This is a genomic window from Streptomyces sp. NPDC096040 (assembly GCF_040303265.1).
Classification (GTDB): domain Bacteria; phylum Actinomycetota; class Actinomycetes; order Streptomycetales; family Streptomycetaceae; genus Streptomyces.
This window is the reverse complement of sequence record NZ_JBEOTA010000020.1, coordinates 140212-166570: the sequence shown is the minus strand read 5'-3', so window position 1 is coordinate 166570 and position 26359 is coordinate 140212. Positions and strand designations below refer to the sequence as shown.

The following is a 26359-nucleotide window of genomic DNA, read 5'->3' as shown; positions in this document are numbered from 1 at the left end:
ACGGCCACCCGGCCCATCGCGCTGCCCGCACCCCGAAAGACCATCCCGAGCCCACCCGATACCGAAGATCAGAATTCACGCGGTGGATCGAGGCTGAAGCGGCGTGGAGCGAGGAGGACGGGCTCGGCCGCGGCCCACCGGGTGGGGCGGCAGGCAGGCAACGCGTTCACGCTGTGGGCCGCGGCCGGCCGTGGTGTGAACAGGTGGCGGGCCCGGCGGGTGCGCGGGACGAAGGCGGAGGACGCGGGTGGGAACGGCCCACCGGCGTTCTCCGTCTTCGTTGGCGCGGAGTTCGCGCCTACGCCAAGTCGAGGTCGCGTCGTCGGGAGACATGAATGGCCAGAATCATCAAATGCGCGCGGTTGCTGACTCCCGCCTTTCCCCGGATTCGGCGCAGATAGGTGTCCACGGTGTGCGGGCTGAGATTCATTCTCCGCGCGATGGAGGAATAGGTGTGACCCTCGGCGAGATAGCCCAGGACTTCGAGCTCTCGATCGCTGAGGAGTTCCAGGGTTTCGGCAGCGAACGGACTCACGATGGTGCCTTTCGTGGGGGATGAGGCCTGCACGGTGGGGTGCCCGCCGCTCTGGTGAGGACGGAGCCGACCCGGTGTCGGCCGTGCGGCCGGGCCCTCTTGGTGACTCGCAGGTGAGGTGGCGTCGCCCGCGCCGGCGCCGGGAATCCGGGCCAATGCCGGTGGTGCGGGGTAAGGTGCAACAGGTGTTCGGGAGGTGATGCGGGAGGGGCGCGCGGTGCGTGAAGAGGGTCTCCCCGGACCGCGGGCGGCGCGTGGAACAGGCCTTCCGGCCGGTTCCGGACGCGCTCGCACCGCTGGGATTCCCGTCTTCCTGAGGCCCGTCGGGGGCGGCGGGCCGTGCGTGCGGGCCGGATCAGCCGGCCGAGCCACCCCAGCCGCTGTCGTCGCTCGAAGCCAGGACGGTCGGAGCGGCCGCCGAGGCTTCCAGCCGGTGGCTCCTGCCGCCCCAGCCGCTGTCTCCGGCCGAGTCCGCGTGCAGCGCCGCCGTCACGGCCGGATGCGCCGGCGTCGCCGAGGCGGCCTGGGCCACTCCCATAAACGCTCCGAACGCCAGGGAGGCGGCGGCGACAGTAGCGGCGGCTGAACGGAAGGAGGTCATGTGCTCTGCTCCTGTTTCTGAGGTCTGGAATGGAATCCCGAATTCCGATGTGCTCGATCTCCGGTGACTCGAGACTCTCGTGCCGGAAATGGTCCTGGCTATGGATCACGGTGCTCACCAAGCTGCCTTGCAGTAAGACGAACGGTGGACGTAATGCGCATAGAGGACCAAAGTCGGGCGATTGACCCACCCGTGCGGCCCAACGACCGGGAGATCGCCCTCTACCGATGGGTGGCAGGGAACGAGCGGATGGACCCGGTCCGCGCGGCGAGGGAGCTGGGCCTGAGCCGCGACGAGATCGACGCGGCCCTCCTCTCCCTGACGGAACTGGGTCTGCTCAAGGCCGACTTGGACGATGCGGCCCGGCTGCGTCCGGTCGACCCGGACCTCGTGGCCACCGTGGTGACCAACTCCATGGAGGCCGCGATCCGCACTCAGCAGGCCGAACTGCACCGCATCCGCGACCAGTTCGCCGACCTGCGCGGCCACTACCTGGACAGCCTCCGCCGGGTCTCCGTCGGTCTGGAGGTGATACCCAGGCTGGAGGAGGTGCGGGCGGCCCTCAACCGCGCCTCCGAGGACTGCACCGAGGAGATGCTCACCAGCCAGCCCGGCGGGAACCGGGCGCCCGAAGTCCTCCAGGAGGCCCTGGCCCGCGACACCGCGATGCTCTCCCGCGGGGTGCGCATGCGCACGCTCTACCACCACACGGCACGCTTCAACGGCCCCAGCCAGGCCTACGTCGCCATGGCGTCCTCCCTCGGTGCCGAGTACCGCACCGCCCACGAACTGTTCGGCCGGCTGATCGTCTTCGACCGCAAGGTGGCCTTCATACCCGAACGCGGCGACACCTGGGGCGCGGTGATCATCCGGGAACCCTCCGCCGTGCACTACCTGTGCGAGGTGTTCGAGCGGGCCTGGACCCAGGCCGCGCCGTTCTCCGACGCCGAGGCCGACGGCCTGGAACGGGTCGCCAAGGACATCGACCGGACCATCGTGCGGCTGCTGGCGGAGGGCCTGAAGGACGAGACCATCGCCCGTCGCACCGGTATGTCCCTACGCACTGCCCGAAAGCACATCGCCGACATCATGGAGACCCTCGGGGCCGAGAGCCGTTTCCAGGCCGGCGTCCTCGCCGCGCAGCAGGGCCTCCTCGACCACGACAGCCCGGCGGACTGAGCTGCTCCGGCCGCCGTTCCGCCCGGAGCGGCGGGTCGGCTGCCCTTCGGTACCGTGAACCCGTGACTGTCGCGACGCCTACTCCATGCACGATAGTTCCACCACCCGCAGTCAACGGGGCAGATCCCATGGCCCTCTCGTCCCTGCGGCGCTGTGGCGGAAGATCAGCAGGCCCGTCCTTCTCGGATGCTCCGTGCACGACGGATTCGCGCGCACCACGGCACGCGCGGACGACGGGCGCAATGGCGGAGCAGGAGTGGGAGATGGATTTCGAGTCGGCCTCGGTCGTAGGCGGCACCGAACTGGAACGTTTCGTGAGGGACGTGGCGCTGTGCCTGTCGGTCCACCGCGACAGGAGCCCGGCCCTGGTGTGGCCGGACGGTGTCGATGCCGTGGTGGCGCGGGCGGGCCGCGACGAGGCGGACGAGCTCACCTCCGCCCTGGGCAGGGTGCTCGGCGGTGAGGTCGGCAGCTCGTTCGTCGAGCTGCCGTTGGGCGGGCGGAGCGCCGCGAGCGTCGCGGAGACCGATCTGGTGCTCGTGCCGGTGCGCGGCAGCTGCGGCGGCCGGGTCGAGGCCTCGCCGCCCGGACAGGGCGGCGCCGTACTGCAGCACGCGCTGGAGCTGCGGCTGCGGGTGGGCGAGGCGCTGTACGTGCCCCGCGGGTTCGTGTACACGCTGAACGACGTGCACACGCCGTGCACGCTGCAGGTGTTCGCGGTGCACCCGCCGGCTCTCTGACACCCGGGCACGGTCCTGCGGCGCAGCAGGGGGACCGTGATCCCGTGACTACCTTCCGGCCGCCCCGCGGACGACGATCCGTGGGGAAGGAAAGGTGGGTCACATGAAGTTCACTGTGCTGGGGCCGCTCACACTGCACGACGACGGCCCCCGGGTCATACCTTCGGCGCCCAAGACGCGAAGCCTGCTCGCACTGCTGGTGCTCAACGCCGACACCCCCGTCTCGCAGGACATGTGCATGGACGAGCTGTGGCCCGACGAAGTGCCTCCGAGCGCGGTCCAGAGCCTGCACACCCGGGTCCTGCACCTGCGCCAGGCCCTCGCCGCCGCGCCCTCGGTCGGCTCGTTGCGGGCGGCCAAGCAGGTCCTGGTCACGCACAACCGCGGCTACATGCTCCGGCTCGGCGAGGGCGCACTGGACCTGCACGACCTGGAGCACCGGCTGCGCGGCGCACGCCAGGCGGAACTCGCGGGCGACGACCGCAAGGTGTCGTTCGCCCTGCGGGCCGCCCTCGACCTGTGGCGGGGCCCGGTGCTGGGCGACACCCCGGCCGGCCCCCGGCTCCAGCCGCACGTCACCAGCCTGGAGGAGCGGCGCGTCACGCTGCTGGAGAAGTGCACGGCGGCCGAGCTGCGGCTGGGACTGCATCACGAACTCCTCCCCGAGCTACGGAGTCTGACGGTGCGTCACCCTATGCACGAGAACCTGCACGCCCAGTACATGCTGGCCCTCTACCGCTCCGGCCGCGCCGCCCAGGCCCTGGCCGTCTACCGCGCCCTGCGCGACGAACTGGTCGAGCAGGTCGGGATCGAGCCCTCGGAGCGCCTGCGCACCCTGCACGGCGCGATCCTCGCGCAGAGCCCCGAGCTGGCCCTGCGCGACCCCGGGGGCATCGACGGCCTGCCGCCCCTGCTCACCGCGGGCTGAGCAGGGCCGGACCGCCCGCCGCCGTGCCGCGCACCGACGCCAGCAGCCGGCCCTCCACATCGGCCGCCAGCGTCCGCGCCGCCTCCTGCAGATAGAAGTGCCCGCCGTCGAAGGACCTGGTGTCGGCCGGCGTGTCCGTGTAGCGCCCCCACTCCCGCATGACCGGCGCGGTGACGTCCGCGTCCTGCCTCCCGTAGTAGGCGGTGATCGGGGTGTCCAGCACCTCGTCGCCCGCATGGCGCGGGTACGTCTCCATCAGCTGGTAGTCCGCGCGGATCGCGGGCATGACGAACGCCCGGAGCTCGTCGTCGGCCAGCATCCGCGCATCAGTTCCGCCCTGTTCGAGGATGTCGGCCGCCAACGCGGCGTCCCCCTCCAGGTGGCGGGTGCCCACGGGGATCCGGTGCGGCGGCACCATGCCCGAGACGAACAGGTGCGCGAGGCGGATCCCGTGACGGGCCCGCAGCAGCCGCGCCACCTCGTACCCCACCGCCGCGCCCATGCTGTGCCCGAACACGGCCAGGGGCCGGTCCGCCAGCGGCGCGACGGCCGCGGCCACCTCCTCGGCCATCTCGGCCATGTCGGTGACGCAGCGCTCGTGGAAGCGGTCCTGACGTCCCGGATAGCACACCGAGACCAGGTCGAGCGCCGGGGACAGCAGCCCCGGCCAGTCACGGAAGAAGGTGGGCGCGCCGCCGGCGTGCGGCAGGCAGACGAGGGTGGCCTCGGCCGTCGGGGACACGGCAGAGTAGCGACGCAGCCAGGCGTCGCGGCTCGACGGGTCGTCGGTGTGCGGGCTCACGTGGGGTTCCCTCCGGTGTACGGGGCCGCGCCGGTCAGCTCGCCGGTGGGCAGGAGACGCAGGAACGGGACGATGATCGCCGCCGCGGCCAGGGCGAAGACGGCGAACGCGACGGACAGTCCGGCCCCCTGCGCGAGGGCGCCCGCCAGAGCCGAACCCAGCGGCAGCGCACCCCAGCTGAACATCCGCAGGGCGGCCGTGTAGCGCCCCAGCAGGGCGTCGGGGACCAGGGACTGGCCGATGGTGCGCGAGTTGACCGACCACAGGACCCCGCCCATGCCGCCGAGGAACGCCGCACCCGTGTTGAGCACGAGCGACGTGGTCAGCCACGGCGTGGCGACCAGGACCAGGGTTCCGACGAGGTCGGCGAACATCGCCCACTTGCGGCCCAGCAGCCGGTTGACCGGCGTCACCGTCAGCGCGCCGATCACACCGCCCAGGCCGAGCGCGCTCATCAGCACCCCGTACTGGCCGTCGTCGGCGCCCATCGCCCGGGTCGCGGCCAGCGGGATCAGTGCCATCCACGCACCCCAGCAGGCACACATCACGGTGAGCGTCAGCGCCATGGTCCGCAGCACCCGGTTGCCCCACAGGAACGCCAGGCCCGCGCGGATGTCGGCGTGCACGGAGGTGGCCGGCCCGGATGTGCGGCCCGCTGCGGAGAAGACGCCGGCCAGCGGGACCAGGACGAGCGTGCCCACCACATAGGTGGCGGCCGTCGCGCCCAGCGCCGTGGCCGTCCCCGCCGTGAGCAGGGCGGCACCCACCAGGGGACCGGCGAACTGGTTGCACACGGTCTCCGCGCCCGCCATCCAGGCGTTGGCACGCTCCCGCCCCGCCTCCGGTACGGCCGCCGGCACCAGCGACGCGGCCGCGGTGAGCGCGACGACCTCGGCGATCCCGAGCAGTAGCCCGCAGCCGAACAGCAGCCCCACGCCGGCGCCGCCCCGTGCCACCGCCACGACCAGGGCCAGCACCGCGGCCGCCCGGACCCCGTCCGCGATCCACAGCAGCCGCCGCCGGTCGAACCGGTCGACCAGCACACCGATGTGCAGCGACGTCAGCAGCCAGGGCAGGGTGAGCGAGAGGGCCACGGCGGACACGGCCAGCGGGGCGCCGGTGGTCCGGGCGGCGAGGAGCGGGATGACCATCTTGGTCACCCCGTCGGCCAGGTTGGTGACGGCCGTGAAGGCCGTCAGGATCCAGGTGTTGCGGACCCCGGCGAGGCCGGCCCGGTCCGTGGCGCGGGAGGATGCCGCGCGGGGGGACGTCGTCGTCACTCAGGCCTCCGGACGGGTCTGCCGACGGGCGAAGTGCACCAGGGGCTGCCCGTCCTGGTCCGTCTCGGCGTGGACGACCTCGCCGATCACCAGCGTGTGGTCCGCCAGCGGAACGTACTGGGTGACACGGCAGGCCATGGCCGCCACCGCGCCGTCGAGCAGCGGCGCGCCGAACCGTGCGGTGTGCGGAACCCCTTCGAAGCGCTGCGCGGACGGCAGCACCGCGAACCGTTCGGCCAGCCCGCGCAGTCGCCACGGCAGCACGTTCACGGCGAAGCGGCCCGCCGCCCTGATGTTCCCGAGGGTGGTGCTGCCGGTGGCCAGCGACACCAGCAGGGCGGGCGGCCGGTCGGTCAGCGAGAAGACGGCGGTGGCCGTGCAACCGACCGGCACCGCGCCGTCGTAGGCCGTCACGACGGTGACACTGCTGGCGAAGCGGGTCATCGCCTCGCGGAACGCCTCGGGAGCGACCGTGTCGGCGCTCCCGGACGACGGGAGGGCGCGGGCCTCCTCGGTGATCGCTGTCATGATGTCCTCTCTCGGTGGGCGGTGGCTCCGGGTGTCCCGTCGGTGTGCGGCGCCAGCGACCTCCGCAGGGCTCCGCGGTCCGTCTTGCCGTTGGCGTTGAGGGGGAACGAGGTCAGCGGGGTCACCGAGTCGGGGACCATGTAGGCGGGCAGCCGGTCCCGCAGTGCGGCCAGCAACCGGGCCGGGTCCACGCCGTCCCCGGTGCACGCGGCCGCCAGCAGGGTCTCCCCGCCGGGCCCCGGCACCGCCACCACGACAGCGTCCGCGACCCCCGGTCCCTGCCGCAGCGCGGTCTCGATCTCGCCGAGTTCGACCCGGAAACCGCGCACCTTGACCTGCTGGTCGAGGCGGCCGACATGCAGCAGGTTCCCGCCGGAGACGCGCACCCGGTCACCGGTGCGGTACCAGAGGTCCTCGGCCGGCTCGGGCGCCTCCTCGACGACGGTGGCCACCCCGTCCGCGAAGCGCACAAAACGGCCCCTGTTGTCCTCCGGGGCGAGATAGCCGGGGAAACGCTGGACACCGCGCACGCACAGCTCGCCCTCCGGTGCCGGGCGGCCCGTCTCGTCGACGACCAGGTGCTCCAGGCCCGGATAGACAGTGCCGATCGGCACCGTCGCCCCCGAGTCCGCGGCCGGGTCCACGCCGTCCGGTGGCAGCCGGTACTGGGTGCAGCTCAGGGTGAGTTCGGTGGGCCCGTAGAGGTTCTCCACCACGCTCGCGGGCGCGGCGGCCTGCCAGGCGGCGGCCTGCCGGAAGGTCAGCGGTTCGCCACAGAACAGGCTCCACCGCAGGTCCGGCATGCTCCCCGGGGCCAGACCGCGCAGCCGCCCCGCCAGCGAGACCACCGAGGGCACCGAGAACCAGTGCGTGATCCGCTCCCGCACCACGAACCGGGCCGGTGCGAGCAGGTCGTGCGGGCCGGGGACGACGACCGTGCCGCCGGAGGCCCAGGCACCGAACAGGTCGAAGACGGACAGGTCGAAGGTCAGGTCGAAGGTCTGACTCAGCCGGGCCCCCACGCCCAGACCGTAACGCGGGATCACATGGTCCAGGTAGGCCCCCACACTGCGGTGCCGGACGGGCACGCCCTTGGGCACCCCGGTCGAGCCGGACGTGAACAGGATGTAGCAGATGTCGTCCGGGCGCACCGGCCGCACCGCGGGCACCGCGGCCTCCGTGAGCCCCGGGTCCGGGCGGCGGGCGTCGACGGCCACGACCGGTACCGGCAGCGCGGCCCCGGCCTGGTCGCCCTGGGCCAGCACCAGGTCCAGCTCTGCGCGTTCGGCGATCGTGGCGTTGCGGGCCGCCGGGAAGGTGGGATTGAGCGGTACCACCACGGCCCCGAGCCGCTGCACGGCGAGGTAGCCCGCGTACGCGGTGACCGTCCGGGAGGCGAGCAGCCCCACCCGGCGCGGCACCCGCCCGCCGCCGGCGGCCACCAGCGTCCCCGCCAACTGCGCCGCCAGTTGGTCCAGTTCGGCGTAGCGGTACCGCTCGCCGCCCACCTCAAGGGCCACGGCGTCCGGGCAGCGGCCCACCGTCGCGGCGAAGCGGGCGTAAAGGCTCTCGTCAGTCCTCATGGGGGCCGTCCTTCGTCTCCAGTTCCTCGACGGCGTCGACCAGTTCGGCGAACGCCTTCTGCACGACGGCCGGCCGCGGCCGGCCGCGCTCGGCCGAGGCGACCGAGAAGCGCACCGCGCGCGGCAGTTCGGCCCACGCGGCGGCCGCCCGGCGCACCGCCTCGGCATCGGCCCGCCGCGCGTCGCGGCCGGCCGCCAGCCGGTGCCGCTGGTGGCGGGCGGCTGTCCACAGGTCGTCGGCGTGCGCGGCCAGCGCGACCGCGTCCCGGCACAGCCGGTCCGTGATGTGCCGCAGCACCGCGACCGTCCCGTGCACCCAGTGGCCCGCCCCGGCGCCACCCGGCCCGTCCTCGACGGCGGCCCGCTCCAGCCACCGGTAGCCGTCCGCCGCCGGCAGCGGCACCTCCCGGCCGAGCGCGTAGCGGTCCCGGTTGGCCGCCTCCGGGGTCAGGGCGGTGGGCGGCGTCAGCAGCGCGCGCAGCCCGGCGTCGCTCACCAGCCCCTCCCAGGGGGCGTGGGCCCCGTGCGGGGTCAGCGCCTCGAAGGCGTCCCGGACCGCCCACTGTCCGTCGTCCGCCCGGGTGACCAGCAGCCAGTGCGGTGTCTCGCCCCCGCCGTACGAGGGCGACCAGGGCAGATGGCGGGTGTTGCCGACGGCGAGCACCCGCCCCCGGCGCCGCGACTCCGCCAGCAGCGCCTCGCGCGCCGCGTCCCAGGAGCCGGCGCCGCGATAGGCGAGCCCGAGCCCCTCGCCGTCCACGTCGACCCGGTCGTGGTGGGTGAACGCCAGCGTTCCCTCGGTCGGGTCGGTCCGCACCGACAGCCCTACGGCGTCGGCCAGTTCGGCTCCGGCGTGCGGGCGGTCCGGCTCCAGGTAGGAGACCAGGGCCGCGGTGTAGCAGCTCAGTTCGGGGGCGGTGGTCATGGGGCCTCCGGTTCGGTGCGGGGCGCGGGCAGGGGGGCGTAGGCACAGCTCAGCGGGACGGAGGCGTGCCGGCGCAGGCTCACCCAGCGGTAGCCGCTCCAGGCGCCGCGCGTGGCGGGCAGAGGCACGTCGATGGCCCACGGGCGGCCGGACAGGCCGGTGCCCGCGGCCTTCACACAGGCCTCCTGCACGGTCCACATCCAGGCGAACTCCCAGGAACGCCGCTGCTCCGGCAGCCGGTTCAGCTCCTCGGCGTGCTCCCGGGCGCAGCGGCGCACCAGGGAGTCCGACAGGTCCTCCGGCGCGTGCTGCACATCCAGGCCGACCTCCTGGTCCAGGGCCGCGCACGCCGCGACCGCGTCCCCGTCGTGACTGACACTGACCCCGATGCGGGGCCAGCCGGCGAGCCGGGGGCGGCCGAGCCGGGTGTGCACCACCTCGGCGTCGCGAGCCTCGGGGAACCGCGCGGCGAGCAGCCCGCGCAGCGCCCGGCGGGCCGTGAGGTGCTCGCGGGCTCGTGCGCCGGGCAGGTGTGCGGCGGCGGTCAGGTCGTCGTCGGTGAGCCGGCCCTCGGGCGGGCAGCCGTGCGCGAGCATCACCCACACCCCGGGGGCGGCCCGGGTCAGCAGCGGAGTCGTCATGGCGCCAGTCCGTCCAGCACGCTCGGCAGCCGGTCCGCGACGGTGTCCAGGACGACCTCGGTGGCACCGCCGCCGATGCCGAACAGGGCGGCCTCGGAGCGCAGTTGCTGGATGCCGCCGGCGGCGAAGCCGTCCGCTCCCTGCAACTGGGCGCACACGGTAAGGACGTGATCGACGGTCGTTCCCGAGGCGGCCTTGAGGACCGCGGCCGCGGCACCGTCGTGGCCGTCCGCGACCGCGTCGCGCGAGGTCGTCCACAGTGCGTGCAGGGCCGCGGTGCGCACCGCGCACCCGGCGAGCCGCTGCCGTACCGCGGGATGCCGGTCCAGGGGTGTGCCGTCCACCTCCCGGCGGGCCAGATGGCGGGCCGTCTCGGCGACCACCCGGCGGCACAGCTCGACGCCCCAGGCCGCCGAGGCGAGCCGTTCGACGGCGATGTGCCGGGCGAACAGGGCGAGTCCGCGGCCCGGACGGCCCAGCAGGTGCTCCCGCCCGAGCCGTACGTCCTCGAACGCGACATGGCCGACCCCGGAGCCCGTGAACAGCGGGGTGTCCGCCGGGCGTACCGTCACCCCTGGCGCGTCCAGGGGCACGAGCACCCAGGTGAAGCTGGTGAAGTGCCGGCCGGGGCGGTGCCGGGCGAGTACCAGCGCGTGGTCGGCCGTGGTGGCCGAGGTGACCCAGCGCTTGGTGCCGTCCACCGTGAGGTCCCCGTCCCCGGTCCCGTCCGGGATCCGCACGCGGGTGCCGAGCGCGGCCAGGTCCGACCCGGCGCCCTCGTCGGTGGCCGCGAGCGCCAGCAGTGTCTCGCCGTCGAGCGCCGACCGCAGCACCTTCTCGGCGAGCGGGCTCGACGCCGCGTCGGCCAGGAGCGGCACGGCCGTGGCCCACTGCACCAGCAGCGCGAGCACCAGGCCCTGCGGGCCCCGGGCGTCGGCCTCGCCGAGCAGGCGTCTGAGCAGCACCGGGTCCAGGCCGCCCGCCGCACCCCGCGGATACAGGCGCCGTACGACGCCCTCGTGGGCGAGCGCCGAGACGACGCCACGGGCGTCCGTGCCCGGCGGCAGGACGGCCTGTGTCTCAGGCATAGCGGACCTCCGGGTCGAGCAGGGCCAGCCTGCCGTCCGCCAGATGCAGCCGGTCGTTGCCGTAGTTCAGCGCGGCCGACCGCAGGTCGCGCAGCGCGCGCTCCAGGCCGGTGGGCGAGTCCTTGAGGTAGCCGTGGCGCAGGCCGACCGCGGTGACCAGGTCGTCGACCGCCAGGTGGCACTGCTCGGACGCGGTGATCTTGAGGGCGTTGAGCAGGAGCTGCTGCCGGGGATGCGAGAGGTCCGTGCCGCTGTCCGCGCCGCGGGCGACCAGGGCCGCGGTGTGGCGCAGCATCGCGTGTACGGTGTCCAGCCGCTGGCGGGCCGTGGACAGCCGGGTCAGCAGGAGTTCGGACGTGAGGTCGGCCCGTCGCCGCCCCGGGCCGCCGCGGAGCACGGACAGCGCCCGCGCCAGCGCACCGCTCGCCGTGCCCAGCCAGGCGGCCGACCAGCCCACGTGGGCCAGCGGACCGAAGGTGTTCACCGCGATCTCGCGGAACCGGCCGTGCGCGCCGACGACCTGGTGCTCCGGGACGCGGCCGGTCAGCCGCAGCGGCACGCTCTGGCTGGCCCGCATGCCCATCGGGTTCCAGCCGCCGCAGGGCGTCACCTCCAGCTGGTCGCGGGCCGCGAAGACCAGCGACACCTCGCCGTCCGAGCGGGCGCCGGGGGAGCGCATCGTGATGAGGTAACCGTCCGCGTGCAGCCCGCCGGTGACCACGGGGGCGAACCGGTCGACCGTCAGCCATCCTGGTTCCGACGCGAGTTGAGCCTGCGCGGTGAGCAGATGGCCGCCCTTGCCCTCCTCGGTCGTCACGGAGGCGAGGTACATCTCTCCGGCCGCGATCCGCGGCAGGAGCTCGTCGGCGAGCCGTTCGCCGGCGTGGTCGACGATGCCGGCCACCTGCTGGCAGTGCATGGCGAACACCATCGCCACGGACATGTCCGCACGGCCCAGTGCGATGGTCACGTCGATGAGGTCGTTCACGTCGCCGCCCGGTCCGCCGTGGCGGGTGGGCACCATCAGGCCCAGCAGCCGGGGCCGCAGCGCGTTCAGTACGGCGACGGGGAACTCCGCCGTCTCGTCGCTCTGGGCCGCGTGCTTCTCGGCGACCGCGCACGCCTCGGCGATGTCGCCCTCGAGTTCGCGCACGAGGGCGGAGGCGGTCGCCGCGCGGGCGGTCACGCCGCCTCCGTAGCGTCCGCCGCGACAGCGGTCAGGGCGGGCCGCAGCGCCGCCCACAGGTTGCCGGCGGTCCGGAACGTCTCCTCGACCAGGGCCTCGTCCGGCAGCGGTGCGCCGAAGGTGTCCTCCAGCGCGAACATCAACTCGATGGCCTGCATGGAGTCCAGGCCCAGCTCGCGCAGCGGGGTCTCGGCCGTGATCGGGTCGCCGTGCAGGAACGGAAGGAACGGCCTGAGGGTCTCGGTGAATCGGGTGTCCATGGTGGACAGGTCCTTTCGAAGGGGGTGTACGGAAGCAGGGGGTGTACGGAACGCAGGAGGTGTACGGAACGCGGCGGGTGACACGGCCCGCAAGGGGGTGCGGGTGTGTGCTCAGCGGCCGGTGGCCGCCGGAGGCGAACTGCTGACCAGGGAGCAGAGGTCGTCGATGCGGCAGAGGCGTTCGGGCACCAGGTCCTCGGGGGCGAACTCGACGCCGAAGAGCTGCTCCAGGCGCTCCACGATCTCCACCATGCGCAGCGAGCCGAACTCGGGGAACCGGTTCAACTCCCCTTCGTCCAGCAGGTGTTCGGCGACGTTGAGCACCGAGGCGACGGTGGCGCGCACCACCGCCCGGGGCGACGGATCCGGGCCGGCACCGGCGGGCCCCGCCCCGAACACCTCGCCGTCCGCGCGCAGCGCCTCGCCGGCACGGGCCAGCACCCCGAGGGGCTCCGCCCGGCCGCGGGCCACCCGGCGGTAGGCCAGGTAGGCGTGCTCGACGACGCCGTCCCAGCGCTCCAGGTGCTCGCGCACCCGCGGCGACAGGGTGCCGGCCGGTCCCTGGGCGGCGGCGTAGGCGGCGTGCAGGTGCCGGGAGCGGGCCAGCAGCCAGGTCTCCAGCGTGAACCGCTCCAGGGCCGCGACCCGGTCGCCGTGCTCCGCGTAGGCGCGCAGATACTCGGTGATCACCGCTTCGTCGGGCCGGACGTACACCGCTTCCGGAGCGGGGCCGAGGGCGCGGGGCACGAGCCGTACGGTGTCCACGCCGCCCGGGATGTCCGCCAGTACCTGGGCCAGCCGGTCGCGGGTGAGCCGGTGGCGCAGCGGCCGGGCCCGTCCCCACTGGGTGTCGTTGTGGTAGGCGTCGACGACCGTCACGTCATCGCCCGCCGCCTCGACCAGGAAGCTGTGCTCGACGTGCTTGTGCCCGTAGTAGGGCACCCAGGGCAGGTGGTAGGCGTCGGCGACGACGTACAGCGAGGTCGTCGTGCCCGCCGCCTCCCGGCCCGGCACGGCGTGCCGGCGCTCGGTCACGGTCAGGCCAAGTGCCTCCTCGGCGGCGGCGAGCTGGGCGTCGGGCGTCGGCTCGACCGTGGGCAGGGCCGTCGCGTCCGCCGCCGTCGGCCGGAAGTGCAGCCGGGCGCCCAGGCGCAGGTGGGTGCCGGGGCCGTGGTGCCGGTCGGCCAGCACGGCGAGATTGGCCTGGAGGCAGTCCAGTGCCTCGGCCCGCACGGACGCCTCCGCCTCCCCGGGCGCGGCCGGGCGGACCTCCGTCTCCGTACCGACGGCGGTCACAGCGCACCCCCGATCGGCGCACCGGCACCGGCCACGGCACCGAGGGGTCCTCGCGTCCGTTCGCCGACCAGCGGCAGCGCGCTCATCGCGGCGCGCAGCCCCGCCGGGTCCGGGTCGCGGTCCGACAACTCCCCGGCGAGCAGCTGCTGATAGGCGCCGAGGTCGAGGTACCCGTGGCCGCTCAGGCACACCAGCACACCGCGCTCCGCTCCGTCCTGGCCGCCCTGGCAGGCCAGTCGCGCCGCCACCGCGAGCGCATGGCCCGACTCGGGGGCAGGCAGCACCATCTCGTGCACCGTGAACAGCCGGCCCGCCTCCAGCGCGTCCACCTGGCCGACGGCGACCGCGTCCACCCGGCCGGAGTGCCGGAGGGCGGAGACGACCTTGGCGGCTCCGTGGTACCGCAGGCCGCCCGAGTGCGAGTCGGGGATGCGGTACTCGCTGCCGATCGTGTACATCGCCTCGCGCGGGCCGGTCCCCGTCGCGTCCGTCTTGTCGTACGCGTACACGCCCCGGCTCAGTTTCGGCGACGCGGCGGACTCGGCGGCCACCAGCCGTGGGGGACGCCGGCCCGCGCTGCGCGCGGAGGCGAAGAACGGCAGGGCGATGCCGCCGAAGTTGGATCCGGCGCCGACCGCGCCCACCACCGCGTCCACCTCGGCGTCCTGGGCGGCGAGCTGCTCCTCGCACTCCAGCCCGATCACCGACTGGTGCAGGATGCTGTACGTCTCACCGCTGCCGATGCAGAAGGCGGCGCCCTCTCGGCCCCTGGCGTACTCGACGGCCTCCCCGATGGCGAGGGTCAGACTGTTGCCCCGGCTGCCGTCGTCCGCCGCCGCGACCTCGGTCAGGCCGCTGGGACTCGCGTGCACCTCGGCGCCCAGCAGCCGCATCAGCACGCCCCGGTAGGGCTTCTTCGCCAGGCTGGAGCCGACCATGAACACGGTGCAGCGCAGCCCGAACATCGCACAGGCCGCGGCGAGCGCGGTGCCCCACTGCCCGGCACCGGTCCCGGTGACCAGTTCGCGCACACCGGCGCGCTTGTAGTAGTACGCCTGGGCCAGCGCGGTGTTGAGCTTGTGGCTGCCGGAGACGTTCCCGCCCTCGTACTTGACCCAGACCGGCACCCTGGCCCCGATCGCCGCCTCGAAGCCCCGGGCCCGCCACAGCGGGGTGGGGCGGAACGAGCGGTAGGCGTCGGCCACTTCCTGCGGGATGTCCCAGAACTCGCGTGTCTGCAGGCTCTGCCGCACCAGCTCCATGGGCAGGTTGATGTGGACGCCGGAACCGGCGGCGGTGCCCTCCGGCGGCAGGTCCTCGGGCAGCGGCTCGTCCAGGTGCGGCAGCACACTGCGCCACCGCGTGGGCACGGCGGTCGCTCCCGTCCCGGGCTCGCGTGCGCTCGCCCCGCTCATCGCGCGGTCTCCGCGGCCGTGGCCACCAGCGCGGTCAGGTCGGCGACGGTGCTGAAAGTGCGCCCGACGAACAGGTCGTCGGGCAGGGCGATCCCGAGGTCCTCCTCCAGACGGATCAGCATGCCGAGGAACCCCAGGGAGTTGACCTTCAGCAGCGGTCCGTTGAGCGGTTCGTCGTCGGATATCGTCCGTGGGTCGACGGACAGCCGCGACTCGGTGACGACCAGGCGGCGCACCGCCTCGCCGATCCGTGCGCGGTCGGGCGCCCCGGGCGGGACGGCTGCGGAGGATACGGAAGCGTCGGTGGACATGTGCTGAGCCCTTCTCGGGGAGTGGGGCACCGGAGCTGCGCGATCACTCATCGGCGCAGGGTGCCGTTGGCGGAGACGACCCACTGGCGGGTCAGCAGGGAGTCCAGCGCGACCGGCCCGCGCACATGCAACCGGCCGGTGGAGATGGACAGTTCGGGTCCCAGGCCCATGGTCGGGCCGTCGTGCAGGCGCAGTGACCCGTTGACGATCACGGCGGCCGCGTCCACCGCCCCGGTGTACGCCGCCACCGCGGCCGGGTCGCCGGCGACGATGCCCTCGGTGTGCGCCGAGCCGTACCGGCGGACATGGGCGACGGCCGTGTCGAGGTCGTCGACGACGAGGACACCGAGCGACGGCTCCAGGACCTCGCGCCCGAAGTCATGGGCGGCCAGCGGCTCCTCGCGGACCCGGGCCGCGTCCGGGGACGTCCCGTCGGCGTCCGGCGCGGCGTCCGGTGCGGCGTCCGGTGCGGCGGACAGCGCCGGATCCAGGCGCAGGGTCACCGGGCCGCCCTGGCCGCGGGCCGCCGCGCGCAGCAGTGTCGCGAAGTCCTCGGCGACGCCCCGCTCCACGAGGACCAGCTCCAGCGCGTTGCACGCCGTCGGTTCGCTCAGCTTGCTGTTGAGCGCGATGTCGACGGCCAGTCGCAGATCGGCGCTGGAGTGCACGAACAGGTGGTTCACCCCGCCGCCGCTGGCGATCACCGGGATGGACGTGGCCGTACGGCAGTAGTCGATGAGTGAGGGGCTGCCCCGGGGGATCAGCACGTCGACGACGTCCGGCCGGGACAGCAGCCAGCGCAGCTGCGAACGGTCCGGGTCGTCCACCACGGTCGCCAGCGCGCCCGGCAGACCGGCGAGTTCGGCCGCCCTGCGGACGGCGATGCCCAGTTCCGCGTTGGTCGCCGCGATCTCCTTCCCGCCGCGCAGCAGTACGGCGTTGCCGGTGGCCACGCAGAGCAGGGCGCCCTCGATGGTGGCGGTCGGCCGGGCCTCGTAGACCATGAGCACCACGCCGAGCGGCTTGGCGATCTGCCGGCGGCTGCCCCACTCGCCGATCGGCAGCTCGGGGCCGGGCGCCGTGGCCGCCGGGAGGGCGTCGTACACGTCGTCGGCCAGCCGGGTGAGCAGGTCCAGGTGGGCGTCGGTCAGCCGCAGCCGGTCGACGAGCGTGGGCGGCATGCCGCGCCGCTCGGCCGCGGCGACGTCCTGTTCGTTGGCCTTTCGGATCTGCGGCCACCGGACCGTCAGCTGGTCGGCGAGGCGGCGGCAGTAGTTCCGGTAGGCCGGGTCGCCCACGGCGGGTGCCTGGGCGCGGGCCTCGCGTGCCGCGAGGGCGGCTTCTTCGATCATGATTCCCTACCACATGAATTGGCCACCGTCGACGATCAGCTTCTGGCCCGTGATGTAGGCGCTGCGAGCGCTCACCAGGAACTCCAGGGCATCGGCGATCTCGTCGGTGGAGGCGATACGTCCTTGGGGGATCTGGCGCAGTACGGACTCCCGGGCCGCCGGGTCGTCCAGCGCGAAGCGGTCGACGACCTCGGAGGTCCAGGTGAAGCCCGGGATCAGGCAGTTGACGCGGATGGCGGGCGCCAGCTCCAGCGCCAGACACTTGGTCAGGTGGAGCAGCCCCGCCTTGCTGGCGCAGTAGCCGGCCCCGTCGGTGCGCGGCCGGATGCCCGTCGTCGCACCGATGTTGACGACGGTGCCGCCCTGCCCGGCGGCCAGCATGTGCGGGACGACGGCGTGGGTGAGGTGGAAGGCTCCGGACAGGTTGGTGTCGAGGACCCGTCGCCACTCGGCGGGGGTGCTCTCCAGGAACGGCTTGTCGATGTTGATACCGGCGTTGTTGACCAGCACCCGGGGCGCACCGTGTTCCTCGACGACCGCGGCCACGGCACGGGCCACGGCGTCCGGATCGGCGACGTCCACGCGCAGGGTGTGCACGGCCGGCCCCAGGTCGGCCGCCGTCTTGCGGGCCGCTTCCTCGTTCGAGGCGTACAGCGCCACCACACGGTGGCCCGTCCGCACCAGCCGCTCGGACAGGGCCCGGCCGATGCCGCGGGTGCCGCCGCTGACGACGGCCGTGGGAGTGTCCCGGTCCTGGCCCGTCGGAGCGGACTCGTCGGGGGCCGCCTGAGCGGTGCCCGCCGGGGCCGGCGCGGTGCTCATGTCTCCTCCGCCCCGGCCAGGACCTTCGCCCGGTCCACCTTGCCGGTGGCGCCCAGCGGCAGCTCCGCGCGCACCTCGATGGCCTCCGGCACCATGTAGGCGGGCAGTCTGGTCCGCAGCGCGGCACGGACCGACGCGGCGAACCCCGCGGAGTCCACCGGCCCGTCCGGCACGACGTGCGCGACCAGTCGTTCCCGGCCGGAGGGGCCGCGGCCGACACCGACGACGGCGCCCCGGACCTGCTCCAGGCCGCGCAGGACGACCTCGATCTCCTCGGGCTCGATACGGAACCCGCGGATCTTGACCTGCCGGTCGACCCGGCCCACGAAGTACAGCTGGCCGTCCCTGCGGGTGACCAGGTCACCGGTGCGGTAGAAGACACCCGTACGTCCCGGGAGCCGTACGAAACGCTGGGCGGTCAGGTCGGGCCGGTTGAGATAGCCGCGGGCGACGCAGACCCCGCCGAGATGGAGCTCGCCTGTGGCGCCCGCGGCGGCCTCCCGGCCGTCCTCGTCGAGCACCACCGCCTCGTGGCCGGGGACACAGGTGCCGATGGGCACCTGGTCGCCGCCGTTCCAGCCCTGCCGGATCCAGTAGCGGGTGGCGGCGATGACCGCCTCGGTCGGGCCGTAGCCGTTGCACAGCGGGATGTGGCCCAGCGGGCCGGACGCCCACCGGCGCACCACGGCGGCACTCGGCGCCTCCCCGCCGAAGAAGATGCCGCGCAGTCCGCCGATCGCCGCCTGCTGGGAGGCGCTCAGCTCCTCGCCGAAGAACGTCTCGAAGTAGGCGGTGGTGCAGCCCACGTAGGTGACACCGTGTGCCCGCACCCGCTCGAACAGCTGCGGACCGGTCCACAGCGCCCGGCCGCGCAGCACCACGGTGCCGCCGGCGACCAGTCCCGCCCACATCTCCATCACCGTGGCGTCGAAGGCGGGCGCGGAGAAGGACAGCAGCACGTCGTCGTCGGCCAGGCCGTAGGCCTCCACGGCTCCCGTGAGATGCGCGGCCAGCGGACCGTGGGCCACGCACACGCCCTTGGGGGCGCCGGTGGAGCCGGAGGTGTAGATGACGTACGCGAGGTCGTCACCGCCGGGCCGGTGCCCGCCGGCCGCCCCGCCGGTCTCCATCAGTGTGGCGACGTCCAGGACGGGCACGCCGCCCGGCTCCGGGCCGCCGGCCGGGCTTCCCGTGTCCAGTACGGCCGGTGCGCCGGTGTCCGCCAGCACGTGCCGCAGGCGCTGCGCGGGCCAGGCCGGGTCGAGCGGTGTCCAGGACATGCCCGCCAGCCACACGCCCAGCACCGCGGTCATGAACCGTTCGTTGCCCGGCCCGAGCACGGCCACGGTGTCGCCGGGCGCACCACCGCGCGCGGCCAGCTCCCGGGCCACGGCTTCGGCCCCGGCCCACAGCCCGCGGAAACTCAGCCGGGCGTCACCGCAGATCACCGCGGTCCGCTCCGGGCGCCGCCGGACCTGTTCCTCGATCAACTCCACCGTTGTCGTCATGACGTTGCCTCCGTATCGGGTCCCGCCGGCCCGCACGCGTCCCCGTCGAGGTGCGCGGCCAGCGCACGGATGGTCGGCCGGCGGAAGAAGTCGGCGATGGTCAGGGACCTGCCGGTCGTCTCCCGCAGGGAGCCCACGAGCCGCAGCACGTCGAAGGAGTTGCCGCCGAGGGCGAAGAACGACTCGTCCGGGCCGCCGGGTTCGGCGCTCAGCAGGTCGGCCCACAGGGCGCGGACCATGGCCTCGGTGCCGGTCGGCTCCCAGCCGGGCACCGGCCCCCCGCCCGCCACGGCGCGCAGCGTGCCCGCCTCGAAGGCGGCCAGCAGGGCCTTGCGGTCGACCTTGCCGTTGGGGGTGAGCGGCACCGCGTCGATCGCCCGCACATGACGGGGGATCATGTACGACGGCAGGGCGCTCTCCAGGTGCGCACGGATCTGCCGTTCGTCCGGCGCCGTCCCCGGTTCCGGCCGGACGAACAGACACAGGGCCGCCTGTTCGCCGGTGCCGTGCACGGCGGCCGCCGCCGCGGCGACCTCCGGCAGCCGCTGCGCCGTGCTCTCCAGCTCACCGAGTTCCACCCGGTGCCCGCGCACCTTGACCTGGGCGTCACGCCGGCCGAGGAAGACCAGGGTGCCGTCCTCGGCCAGCAGCGCCAGGTCACCCGTGCGGTAGACCCGGGCACCGCTGCCGGGGGCGGCGCCCGGCGCGGGCAGGAAGCCGGCCTCGGTGCGCTCGGGATCGTTGATGTACCCGACGGCCGGGCACACACCGCCCAGGAACAGCTCGCCCACCGCGCCCGGCGGCACGTCCCGGCCGTCCGCTCCGAGGAGATGGGCGTCCACGCCCGGCACCGGACGGCCGATCGGCACGTGGTCGTGCGCGGGCAGCCGGTCACCGCGCACCACGTGCCAGGTGACCGCGGTGGTCTCGGTCGGCCCGTAGAGGTTGACCAGTTCGCGCTCCGGGTCCTCGGCCAGCAGCCGTCGCACCCTGCCGTCCAGGTGCAGCTGCTCACCCGAGACACAGACGAACCGCACCGTCGGCAACCGCAGTCCGGCCTCGGCCACCGCTCCGGAGAAGGCGCCCACCACGGCGACGGGCAGGTACAGGTGCGTCAGCCGCTCCCGCTCGGCGATCTCCGCCACCGCGCCCAGATCCCTGCGGTCCACCGCGCCGAGCCCGAAGACCGTCCCGCCACAGGCGAGGGTCGGGAAGATCTCCTGGTAGGAGACGTCGAAGCCGAGCGGCGCGAACTGCAGGAAACGTGTGCCGGGTCCCATGCGCAGCTCGCGCAGCTGCCAGCGCAGCAGGTTCACCAGCGGGTCCTGACCCATGTGGACGCCCTTGGGACGGCCCGTGGAGCCCGAGGTGAACATGACGTAGACCGGGTCGGAGCCGTCCGGGAGGTCCGGCTCGGGCCGGCCCGTCCCCTCTTCCTGCAACCGCCGGGCGGTGGCGTACGGCCGCTCCCCGGCTGCCACCGGCCGGTCCCCGATGACGAAGCGGCACCCGGACTGCTCCAGCATGTAGGCGAGCCGCTCGGCGGGCAGCGAGGTGTCGACGGGCAGATAGGCGGCACCGCACCACAGCACGGCGAGCATCGCCACCACCGTGTCCGGGAGCGAGGCCGGCACGACACCCACGGTGTCGCCGCGTCGCACTCCGCGCGCCGCCAGCGCGGCGGCCGCGCGCGCGGTGCGCTCGCGCAGTTCCGCGTACGTCGTCCCCGGGGCGCCGGGCTCGGTCACCGCCACCTGGCCGGGGTGGCGGCGGGCCGCGTCCAGGACCAGGCCCAGCAGACCGTGCTCGGTCTCCGCGTCGGCGGCGGCCCCGAGGCGCAGGGCCCGTGCCACCTGGCCGGTGCGGGGGGCGAGCTCGGCGAGCAGGGTCCCGGTCCGCGTGGCCGGCGCCTCGACCGCGCGCAGCAGCAGCTCCTGGAACTCCGCCAGGAACCGCCGCGCGTACGACTCCGGCAACAGATCCTCGTCGTAGTCCAGTTCGATCCGCAGGCCGTCCTCGACCGGGGTGGCGCCGAGCCAGAGGTCGAACTTGGCCGAGCCGTTGTCGACGATCTCGACGCGCCCCTCGATCCAGGGCACCGGCGACACCCGGGTGCGCAGTTCGTCCTGCATGGCGAACATGCACTGGAAGACGGGGTTGCGGTTGCTGCCGCGGTCCACCGCGGTGCGCTTCACCAGGGCGTCGAAGGGCACCGACTGGCGGGCCCGGGTCTCCCGCACCGTCGCCGACACGGTGCGCAGGTGCTCGGCGAAGGGCATGTCACGGGCGGGCAGCGCCATCGGCAGTGTGTTGACGAAGAAACCGCACAGCCGGTGCGAGGCGACGGTGCGCCGGGTCGCGAAGGGGCTGCCGACGATGACGTCCGGGTTGCCCGAGTAGTCCCCGAGGAGCAGGGCGTAGCAGGCCAGCAGCACGGCGTACGGCGTCGTGGCCGACTCCCGTGCCGCCCGCTCCACCCGGCTCCGCCGGTCGCGCGACAGCAGCACGCTCAGCCGGGCGGCACGGAACCGTGTGTCCTGCGGGCGGCCCGGGACGGGGTAGAGGGTGGTGGGCGCCACGCCCGTCAGGGTCTTCGCCAGCGCGTCGGCCTCACCGGCGGCCTCCGCCGCCTCGGCGGCCTCGCGCTGGGCGCGCAGTTCCGCCACCAGCCACCGCTCGCGCTCCTCGGGCCGGGCGTCCTGCGCCGTGTCCGCGGCCGTCCGGCCGGCGGCCAGCCGGTACCCGTCGCAGATCTCGTCGACCAGGACCCGTACCGACACGCCGTCGCTCACCGTGTGGTGCACGGTCGCCAGCAGGGCCGTCCGGTCACCGCCCGCGTCCACGCCGGCCACCAGCTGGAACCGGCACAGCGGCGCGCTGCCCAGGTCGAGCGGCAGCCGGACGAACTCCTCGGTGCGGGCGCGCAGGAACGCCTCCCACTCCGCGGCGGGACCCTCGTGCCGGACGAGCTCCAGCGGGACCTCGCCGGGCGCGGCCAGGCGTGCCCGCGGCACCCCGTCGACCATGCGGAAATCGGTGCGCAGCGCGGGCTGGAGCCGTACCAGCCGCTCCAGCGCCGAGCGCATGGGGCCGGCCTCCACCGCGCCGTCGAAGACGATACGGAAGCTGTTGTTGTAGAGGTCCTTGCGGGAGGCGGCCTCCTGGACGAACAGCAGATCGCGCTGCGATGCCGTCACCGGTATCGAATCGTCGTACTCCACCATCTTCGGCTCCTGCCGGTTCTGGTCGCGTTTACCGGAGGACACCGCTGTTCCACCGGCTGATGAAGTCCGCGAGGTCCCCGACGGTGACGATCTCGGCGAGGGCGTGCGGGTCGATCTCCTGGGTCTCGTCGGCCGCGAGGTCGGCGATGACGCGCAGCAGGAGGAGGGAGTCCACGCCGAGCGCCACCAGTTCACTGGTCTCGTCCATCGGCTGGTCACCGACCCGCCTGGCGATGCACGCCACAACGCTTTCGGTGGCTGTCATGGGATACGCCCTTTCTGCAGGCTCCGGCGTCGGACATCAGCACAGCAGCCGGTCCTAACGATCCGGTCCTCGACGGCTACCGAAGCGCTGGTCACGAGGCACGGCACGGCCCCGACCAGCCTCGCTAGCGCGTCGGTAGCCGAAGGTGAGCCGATTGTCAGAAGCCGGTGGTGAGCTGACTGCGCATCCCGCCACCCCCCTTTCCGCCTCCTGGCGGCCCGGCGGTGCGCGTCCTCGCCCGAACCCGGCGCACCGCCGCCGGAACAGGCAGATCGGAGAGCTGAATTGGCAACCCATCCGCATGTGATCCCGCAGGCGGCGGCCGACGCCGCCGGACCCCGCGGTCTGGTGCACGGTCTGCTCGACGCGGCCGCGGCCGACGCCCCCGACCGGCCCGCCGTGCGGGACTCCACCGGAAGCTGGACCTACGCCCAACTCGCCCACCACAGCAGGGCGTTCGCCAGCTGGCTGGCCGCCCGCGGGGTGCGCCCCGGCGACCGGCTGCTGGTCCAGCTGCCCAGCAGCCGCCACCTGGCCGCCATGTTCTACGGCACCGTGAGCCGCGGTGCGGTCTTCGTGCCCGTGAACCCCGCGATGAAGCCCTTCCATCTGCGCTCCGTCGCCGCCGACGCCGAGCCGGCCCTCGTCCTGACGGACACGGCGGGCGTGGCCCGCCTGCGAGCCGTCACCACCGCACCCGTCCACGACGTGACGGAGGTGTGGGCGACACCGGAAGCGGAGCCCGCTCCGACGGCCGGGTCGGAGGTGTCGGCGGGCGTGGTGGCGGCTTCTGGTGTGGTGGAGGCGGGGGCCGGTTCGACGGCCGGGCGGCAGCTGCTGGCGGCCTCCGATGTGGCGGAGGCGGAGCCTGCTTCGATCGCCGGGTCGGAGGTGTCGCCGGGCGTGGTGGCGGCCTCCGATGTGCCTGCTTCGATCGCCGGGGCGGAGCTGGCGGCGGACCCCGTCGCGCCCTCCGACGTGGCGACGCTCATCTACACCTCGGGCAGCACCGCGGCCCCCAAGGCCGTGGTCTGCCCGCACTCCGCGGTGGTGTTCGCCGCCGAGGCCCTCGTCCACGCGCTCGGCTACCGGGCGGACGACGTCGTGTTCTGCCGGTTCCCCATGTCCTGGGACTACGGCCTCTACAAGGTCCTGATGACCTGCATCGCCCGCTGCGAGATCGTCCTCGCCGACGGGGAGTCCGACTTCACGCTGCTGCGCCGCATGCGCGAGACGGGCGTGACCGTGGTGCCCATCGTCCCCTCCCTGGCCTCCATGATCGTCGGCCTGGCCCGCCGGGACACCGGCGACCGGCCGCCGGTGCGCCTGTTCACCAACACCGGCGCCGCCCTGCCCGCCGCCACCATCACCGCCCTGCGGGACCTGTTTCCCGGCGCGCGCGTGGTGCGCCAGTACGGGCAGACCGAGGCCAAGCGGATCACCGTGATGCCCGCGGAGGAGGAGCTGGAACGCCCGGACAGCGTCGGCCGTCCGCTGCCCGGCACCGAGGTGCTGATCCTCGACGAGGCGGGCCGGCCGCTGCCACCCGGCGAGACGGGCGAGATCGTGGTGACCGGACCGCATGTGATGAGCGGTTACTGGCGCAACCCGGAGGCCACCGCACGCAGTTTCCGGCCCGATCCGGCCGGCCGCGGACTGCGCCTGCACACCGGTGACTACGGCAGCCTCGACGCGGACGGCTACCTGTACTTCCAGGGCCGCCGCGACGACATGTTCAAACGCAAGGGCTTCCGGATGAGCACCGTCGAGATCGAGAGCGCGGCGCTCGACATCCCCGGGGTGCGGGCCGCCGCGGCGCTGCCGCCGGACGACCGGCACGACCTGACGCTGTTCGTGGAGAGCGACCTGAGTCCCCGCACGGTCACCCGAGAACTGATGCAACGCCTGGAGGTCGCCAAGATGCCCGCCGAATGCCGGGTCCTGTCCGAGTTCCCGCTCACGCCGCACGGCAAGAACGCCCGCCGGGAACTGGCCCAACTGCTCGAAGTGGGCCGGCGATGACCGGCCGGACGGGCCACCAGGAGCTGGCCGAACAGTACGGAACCCCGCTCTACGTCTACGACCTCTCGCGCGTGCGCGCCGCGCGCCGTGACCTGTTCGGCTGGCTGCCCGAGGGCGTCGAGGTCTACTACGCCTTCAAGGCCAACCCCCACCCCGAACTGGTACGGGCCCTGCGCGAGGGCCCCGGCCCCGGCTGCCGGGCGGAGATCAGCTCGACCGGTGAACTGGCCACCGCCCTGGAGGCCGGCTACGCCGGCGGTGACATCCTCTACACCGGTCCCGGCAAGACCCCGGGAGAGCTGCGGGAGGCCGTAGGCAACGGCGTCGGCCTGTTCTCCGCCGAGTCCCTCACCGACCTGGAGCACATCGGCGAGGCGGCGGCCGGGAGCGGGGTGGTCGCCGACTGCCTGCTGCGGATCAACAGCGCCACCGCCAGCGCCGCCAGCGGCGTCCGGATGACCGGTAAGGCCAGCCAGTTCGGCATCGACAGCGAGGACCTTCCCGGACTCGCCGCCGCGCTGAAGGCCGTCCCGGGGACCTCGATCGCCGGGCTGCACCTCTTCTCGCAGAGCAACGCCCGCGACGAGGAGGCCCTCATCGGGGAGCTGCGGCACACCGTCGAAACCGCCGCCCGGATCCAGGACGAGTTGCAACTGCCGCTGCGTGTACTGGACATCGGCGGCGGCTTCTCCGTTCCCTACGGCCGGGCCGGCGACCGGGCCAGGTATCCGAAACTGGCCGGGGAACTCGCGGCCGACCTGGACCTGCGCTTCCCCGGCTGGCGGGAGGGCCGGCCGCGGATCGCCGTCGAGTCGGGGCGCTACCTCGTGGGCGACAGCGGCACCCTGATCGCCTCGGTGAGCAACGTGAAGGTCAGCCGCGGCCGGAAGTTCGTGATCCTCGACGGCGGCATCAACGTCTTCGGGGGTATGTCGGGCCTCGGCCGGCTGCTGCCGGTGTCGGTGGAGGTGGAGAACGGCCTGCCGACCGAACAGGCCAGCCTGGTGGGCCCGTTGTGCACGCCGGGCGACGTCCTGGGCCGCGAGGTGACGGTGCCGGACCTCGCCCCCGGCGATCTCGTGCGCATTCCCAACACCGGTGCCTACGGACCCACCTCGAGCCTGCTGATGTTCCTCGGCCGGCCCTCGCCCGTGGAGGTGGTGGTCGACGGTGACGAGATCGTGTCCGTCTCCCGTATCGAACGCAGCCGCAGCTACCGGAGCGGGGGGTCGCCGCATGACTGACGCGCCGGCACACCCCGACGAGGGCGCGACGGGCCGGGACCCGGTGCCGGCCGGCCGGCCCGACCGGCGGCGCCCCACGATCATCGTCACCACCGTGGCCTCCGACTCCCACACCTGGAACCTCGTCTTCCTGCAACTGCTCCTGGAGGAACTGGGCTACCACGTCGTGAACCTCGGCCCGTGCGTGCCCGACGACCTGCTGCTGGAGCGGTGCCGGGACATCCGCCCGGCGGCGGTGGTCGTCAGCAGCGTCAACGGTCACGGCTACCAGGACGGGCTGCGTGTCATCCGGCGGCTGAGAGCGGACGACCTGCTGGCCGCCACGCCCATCGCGATCGGCGGAAAGCTCGGCGTCGACGGGGGCACGACCTCGCACGCCGCGGAACTCGTGGCCGCCGGCTTCGACGCGGTCTTCGAGGACGGCGCCGAGACCCTGGCGGCCTTCCGGCGCTTCGTCGGCGTCCTGGACACCCCCGCCGACCGCACGCCCGAACCCCGCCGCCCCACCAAGTCCACGATCGGCGTCCCCGCATGACGGCCCACCCCGCGAACCCGCCGCACGACCCAGTCCCGACCGGCGAACGGACCGGCGCGTCCCGTTCGCGTCCAGTCCCGACCGAGGCC

25 protein-coding genes are annotated in these 26359 nt (G+C 73.8%); 6 read left to right on the top strand and 19 right to left on the bottom strand.

Going from position 1 to position 26359, the window contains the following annotated elements; translation table 11 throughout:
• Positions 1-298 precede the first annotated feature (298 nt).
• Both ABTY98_RS27055 and ABTY98_RS27050 read right to left on the bottom strand, forming a co-directional pair.
• Positions 299-535, bottom strand: coding sequence for a response regulator transcription factor (locus ABTY98_RS27055; protein WP_352223582.1), 237 nt, complete (start codon positions 533-535; stop codon positions 299-301).
• 355 nt (positions 536-890) lie between these two features.
• Positions 891-1136: a hypothetical protein gene (locus ABTY98_RS27050; RefSeq protein ID WP_352223581.1), complete on the bottom strand. Its 246-nt coding sequence runs from the start codon at positions 1134-1136 to the stop codon at positions 891-893.
• Positions 1137-1328: 192 nt separating this feature from the next.
• On the opposite strand from ABTY98_RS27050, the gene ABTY98_RS27045 reads away from it, so the two are divergent.
• The 3 genes from ABTY98_RS27045 (at position 1329) to ABTY98_RS27035 (ending at position 3983) form a co-directional block, all read left to right on the top strand.
• Positions 1329-2315, top strand: a complete 987-nt coding sequence (locus tag ABTY98_RS27045; protein WP_352223580.1) for a helix-turn-helix transcriptional regulator — start codon at positions 1329-1331, stop codon at positions 2313-2315.
• 263 nt (positions 2316-2578) lie between these two features.
• The gene (locus ABTY98_RS27040) at positions 2579-3055 is read left to right on the top strand and encodes a hypothetical protein (protein WP_352223579.1); all 477 of its coding nucleotides are present in this window, start codon (positions 2579-2581) and stop codon (positions 3053-3055) included.
• 103 nt (positions 3056-3158) lie between these two features.
• Complete coding sequence (locus tag ABTY98_RS27035) at positions 3159-3983, top strand: AfsR/SARP family transcriptional regulator (protein ID WP_352223578.1); 825 nt, start codon at positions 3159-3161, stop codon at positions 3981-3983.
• On the opposite strand, the gene ABTY98_RS27030 is transcribed toward ABTY98_RS27035, so the two are convergent.
• The 17 genes from ABTY98_RS27030 to ABTY98_RS26950 form a co-directional block, all read right to left on the bottom strand.
• The gene (locus ABTY98_RS27030; protein ID WP_352223577.1) at positions 3970-4785 is read right to left on the bottom strand and encodes a thioesterase II family protein; all 816 of its coding nucleotides are present in this window, start codon (positions 4783-4785) and stop codon (positions 3970-3972) included. The two genes, ABTY98_RS27035 and ABTY98_RS27030, sit on opposite strands and share 14 nt — an antisense overlap.
• Entirely contained in the window at positions 4782-6065 is a 1284-nt protein-coding gene (locus tag ABTY98_RS27025; RefSeq protein WP_352223576.1) for an MFS transporter, read from the bottom strand. Before ABTY98_RS27025 ends, ABTY98_RS27030 begins: the two co-directional genes overlap by 4 nt.
• Entirely contained in the window at positions 6066-6593 is a 528-nt protein-coding gene (locus ABTY98_RS27020; RefSeq protein ID WP_352223575.1) for a flavin reductase family protein, read from the bottom strand.
• Positions 6590-8176: an amino acid adenylation domain-containing protein gene (locus tag ABTY98_RS27015; protein ID WP_352223574.1), complete on the bottom strand. Its 1587-nt coding sequence runs from the start codon at positions 8174-8176 to the stop codon at positions 6590-6592. The genes ABTY98_RS27020 and ABTY98_RS27015 overlap by 4 nt, the downstream gene beginning before the upstream one ends.
• Entirely contained in the window at positions 8166-9101 is a 936-nt protein-coding gene (locus ABTY98_RS27010) for a hypothetical protein (RefSeq protein ID WP_352223573.1), read from the bottom strand. Before ABTY98_RS27010 ends, ABTY98_RS27015 begins: the two co-directional genes overlap by 11 nt.
• The gene (locus tag ABTY98_RS27005) at positions 9098-9742 is read right to left on the bottom strand and encodes a 4'-phosphopantetheinyl transferase family protein (RefSeq protein ID WP_352223572.1); all 645 of its coding nucleotides are present in this window, start codon (positions 9740-9742) and stop codon (positions 9098-9100) included. Before ABTY98_RS27005 ends, ABTY98_RS27010 begins: the two co-directional genes overlap by 4 nt.
• On the bottom strand, positions 9739-10830 hold the full coding sequence (locus ABTY98_RS27000) for an acyl-CoA dehydrogenase family protein (RefSeq protein WP_352223571.1): 1092 nt from the start codon (positions 10828-10830) through the stop codon (positions 9739-9741). Before ABTY98_RS27000 ends, ABTY98_RS27005 begins: the two co-directional genes overlap by 4 nt.
• Entirely contained in the window at positions 10823-12016 is a 1194-nt protein-coding gene (locus ABTY98_RS26995; protein ID WP_352223570.1) for an acyl-CoA dehydrogenase family protein, read from the bottom strand. The genes ABTY98_RS27000 and ABTY98_RS26995 overlap by 8 nt, the downstream gene beginning before the upstream one ends.
• Positions 12013-12276 (bottom strand): acyl carrier protein, encoded by a 264-nt coding sequence (locus ABTY98_RS26990; RefSeq protein WP_352223569.1) that lies wholly within the window; start codon positions 12274-12276, stop codon positions 12013-12015. Before ABTY98_RS26990 ends, ABTY98_RS26995 begins: the two co-directional genes overlap by 4 nt.
• Before the next feature lie 111 nt (positions 12277-12387).
• Positions 12388-13572: an acyl carrier protein gene (locus ABTY98_RS26985; protein ID WP_352223567.1), complete on the bottom strand. Its 1185-nt coding sequence runs from the start codon at positions 13570-13572 to the stop codon at positions 12388-12390.
• Positions 13569-14942 (bottom strand): TrpB-like pyridoxal phosphate-dependent enzyme, encoded by a 1374-nt coding sequence (locus ABTY98_RS26980; protein WP_352223566.1) that lies wholly within the window; start codon positions 14940-14942, stop codon positions 13569-13571. Before ABTY98_RS26980 ends, ABTY98_RS26985 begins: the two co-directional genes overlap by 4 nt.
• Before the next feature lie 41 nt (positions 14943-14983).
• A complete protein-coding gene (locus ABTY98_RS26975) occupies positions 14984-15298 on the bottom strand; it encodes an acyl carrier protein (protein ID WP_352223565.1) in 315 nt (104 codons plus the stop codon).
• A gap of 47 nt (positions 15299-15345) precedes the next feature.
• Complete coding sequence (locus ABTY98_RS26970; protein WP_352223564.1) at positions 15346-16650, bottom strand: glutamate-5-semialdehyde dehydrogenase; 1305 nt, start codon at positions 16648-16650, stop codon at positions 15346-15348.
• Positions 16651-16656: 6 nt separating this feature from the next.
• Entirely contained in the window at positions 16657-17472 is an 816-nt protein-coding gene (locus ABTY98_RS26965) for an SDR family NAD(P)-dependent oxidoreductase (protein WP_352223563.1), read from the bottom strand.
• Positions 17469-18980 (bottom strand): amino acid adenylation domain-containing protein, encoded by a 1512-nt coding sequence (locus ABTY98_RS26960; RefSeq protein ID WP_352223562.1) that lies wholly within the window; start codon positions 18978-18980, stop codon positions 17469-17471. The genes ABTY98_RS26965 and ABTY98_RS26960 overlap by 4 nt, the downstream gene beginning before the upstream one ends.
• On the bottom strand, positions 18977-22246 hold the full coding sequence (locus tag ABTY98_RS26955; protein ID WP_352223561.1) for a non-ribosomal peptide synthetase: 3270 nt from the start codon (positions 22244-22246) through the stop codon (positions 18977-18979). Before ABTY98_RS26955 ends, ABTY98_RS26960 begins: the two co-directional genes overlap by 4 nt.
• The gene (locus tag ABTY98_RS26950; protein ID WP_352223560.1) at positions 22233-22469 is read right to left on the bottom strand and encodes an acyl carrier protein; all 237 of its coding nucleotides are present in this window, start codon (positions 22467-22469) and stop codon (positions 22233-22235) included. Before ABTY98_RS26950 ends, ABTY98_RS26955 begins: the two co-directional genes overlap by 14 nt.
• 285 nt (positions 22470-22754) lie before the next feature.
• Here ABTY98_RS26950 and ABTY98_RS26945 point away from each other — a divergent pair, with 285 nt between their 5' ends.
• Genes ABTY98_RS26945 through ABTY98_RS26935 form a run of 3 tightly spaced genes read left to right on the top strand, consistent with a single transcriptional unit; the run spans position 22755 to position 26270 of the window.
• A complete protein-coding gene (locus ABTY98_RS26945; RefSeq protein WP_352223559.1) occupies positions 22755-24491 on the top strand; it encodes an AMP-binding protein in 1737 nt (578 codons plus the stop codon).
• Complete coding sequence (locus tag ABTY98_RS26940) at positions 24488-25735, top strand: type III PLP-dependent enzyme domain-containing protein (protein ID WP_352223558.1); 1248 nt, start codon at positions 24488-24490, stop codon at positions 25733-25735. Before ABTY98_RS26945 ends, ABTY98_RS26940 begins: the two co-directional genes overlap by 4 nt.
• Positions 25728-26270, top strand: coding sequence for a cobalamin B12-binding domain-containing protein (locus tag ABTY98_RS26935; RefSeq protein ID WP_352223557.1), 543 nt, complete (start codon positions 25728-25730; stop codon positions 26268-26270). Before ABTY98_RS26940 ends, ABTY98_RS26935 begins: the two co-directional genes overlap by 8 nt.
• Positions 26271-26359 lie beyond the last annotated feature (89 nt).

Bases quoted from the DNA above. Each gene is read 5' to 3' on its own strand.
- ABTY98_RS27050 (WP_352223581.1), bottom strand. From the start codon at position 1,136: ATGACCTCCTTCCGTTCAGCCGCCGCTACTGTCGCCGCCGCCTCCCTG.
- ABTY98_RS27040 (WP_352223579.1), top strand. From the start codon at position 2,579: ATGGATTTCGAGTCGGCCTCGGTCGTAGGCGGCACCGAACTGGAACGT.
- ABTY98_RS27035 (WP_352223578.1), top strand. From the start codon at position 3,159: ATGAAGTTCACTGTGCTGGGGCCGCTCACACTGCACGACGACGGCCCC.
- ABTY98_RS27020 (WP_352223575.1), bottom strand. From the start codon at position 6,593: ATGACAGCGATCACCGAGGAGGCCCGCGCCCTCCCGTCGTCCGGGAGC.
- ABTY98_RS27015 (WP_352223574.1), bottom strand. From the start codon at position 8,176: ATGAGGACTGACGAGAGCCTTTACGCCCGCTTCGCCGCGACGGTGGGC.
- ABTY98_RS27010 (WP_352223573.1), bottom strand. From the start codon at position 9,101: ATGACCACCGCCCCCGAACTGAGCTGCTACACCGCGGCCCTGGTCTCC.
- ABTY98_RS27005 (WP_352223572.1), bottom strand. From the start codon at position 9,742: ATGACGACTCCGCTGCTGACCCGGGCCGCCCCCGGGGTGTGGGTGATG.
- ABTY98_RS27000 (WP_352223571.1), bottom strand. From the start codon at position 10,830: ATGCCTGAGACACAGGCCGTCCTGCCGCCGGGCACGGACGCCCGTGGC.
- ABTY98_RS26990 (WP_352223569.1), bottom strand. From the start codon at position 12,276: ATGGACACCCGATTCACCGAGACCCTCAGGCCGTTCCTTCCGTTCCTG.
- ABTY98_RS26975 (WP_352223565.1), bottom strand. From the start codon at position 15,298: ATGTCCACCGACGCTTCCGTATCCTCCGCAGCCGTCCCGCCCGGGGCG.
- ABTY98_RS26970 (WP_352223564.1), bottom strand. From the start codon at position 16,650: ATGATCGAAGAAGCCGCCCTCGCGGCACGCGAGGCCCGCGCCCAGGCA.
- ABTY98_RS26965 (WP_352223563.1), bottom strand. From the start codon at position 17,472: ATGAGCACCGCGCCGGCCCCGGCGGGCACCGCTCAGGCGGCCCCCGAC.
- ABTY98_RS26960 (WP_352223562.1), bottom strand. From the start codon at position 18,980: ATGACGACAACGGTGGAGTTGATCGAGGAACAGGTCCGGCGGCGCCCG.
- ABTY98_RS26950 (WP_352223560.1), bottom strand. From the start codon at position 22,469: ATGACAGCCACCGAAAGCGTTGTGGCGTGCATCGCCAGGCGGGTCGGT.
- ABTY98_RS26940 (WP_352223558.1), top strand. From the start codon at position 24,488: ATGACCGGCCGGACGGGCCACCAGGAGCTGGCCGAACAGTACGGAACC.
- ABTY98_RS26935 (WP_352223557.1), top strand. From the start codon at position 25,728: ATGACTGACGCGCCGGCACACCCCGACGAGGGCGCGACGGGCCGGGAC.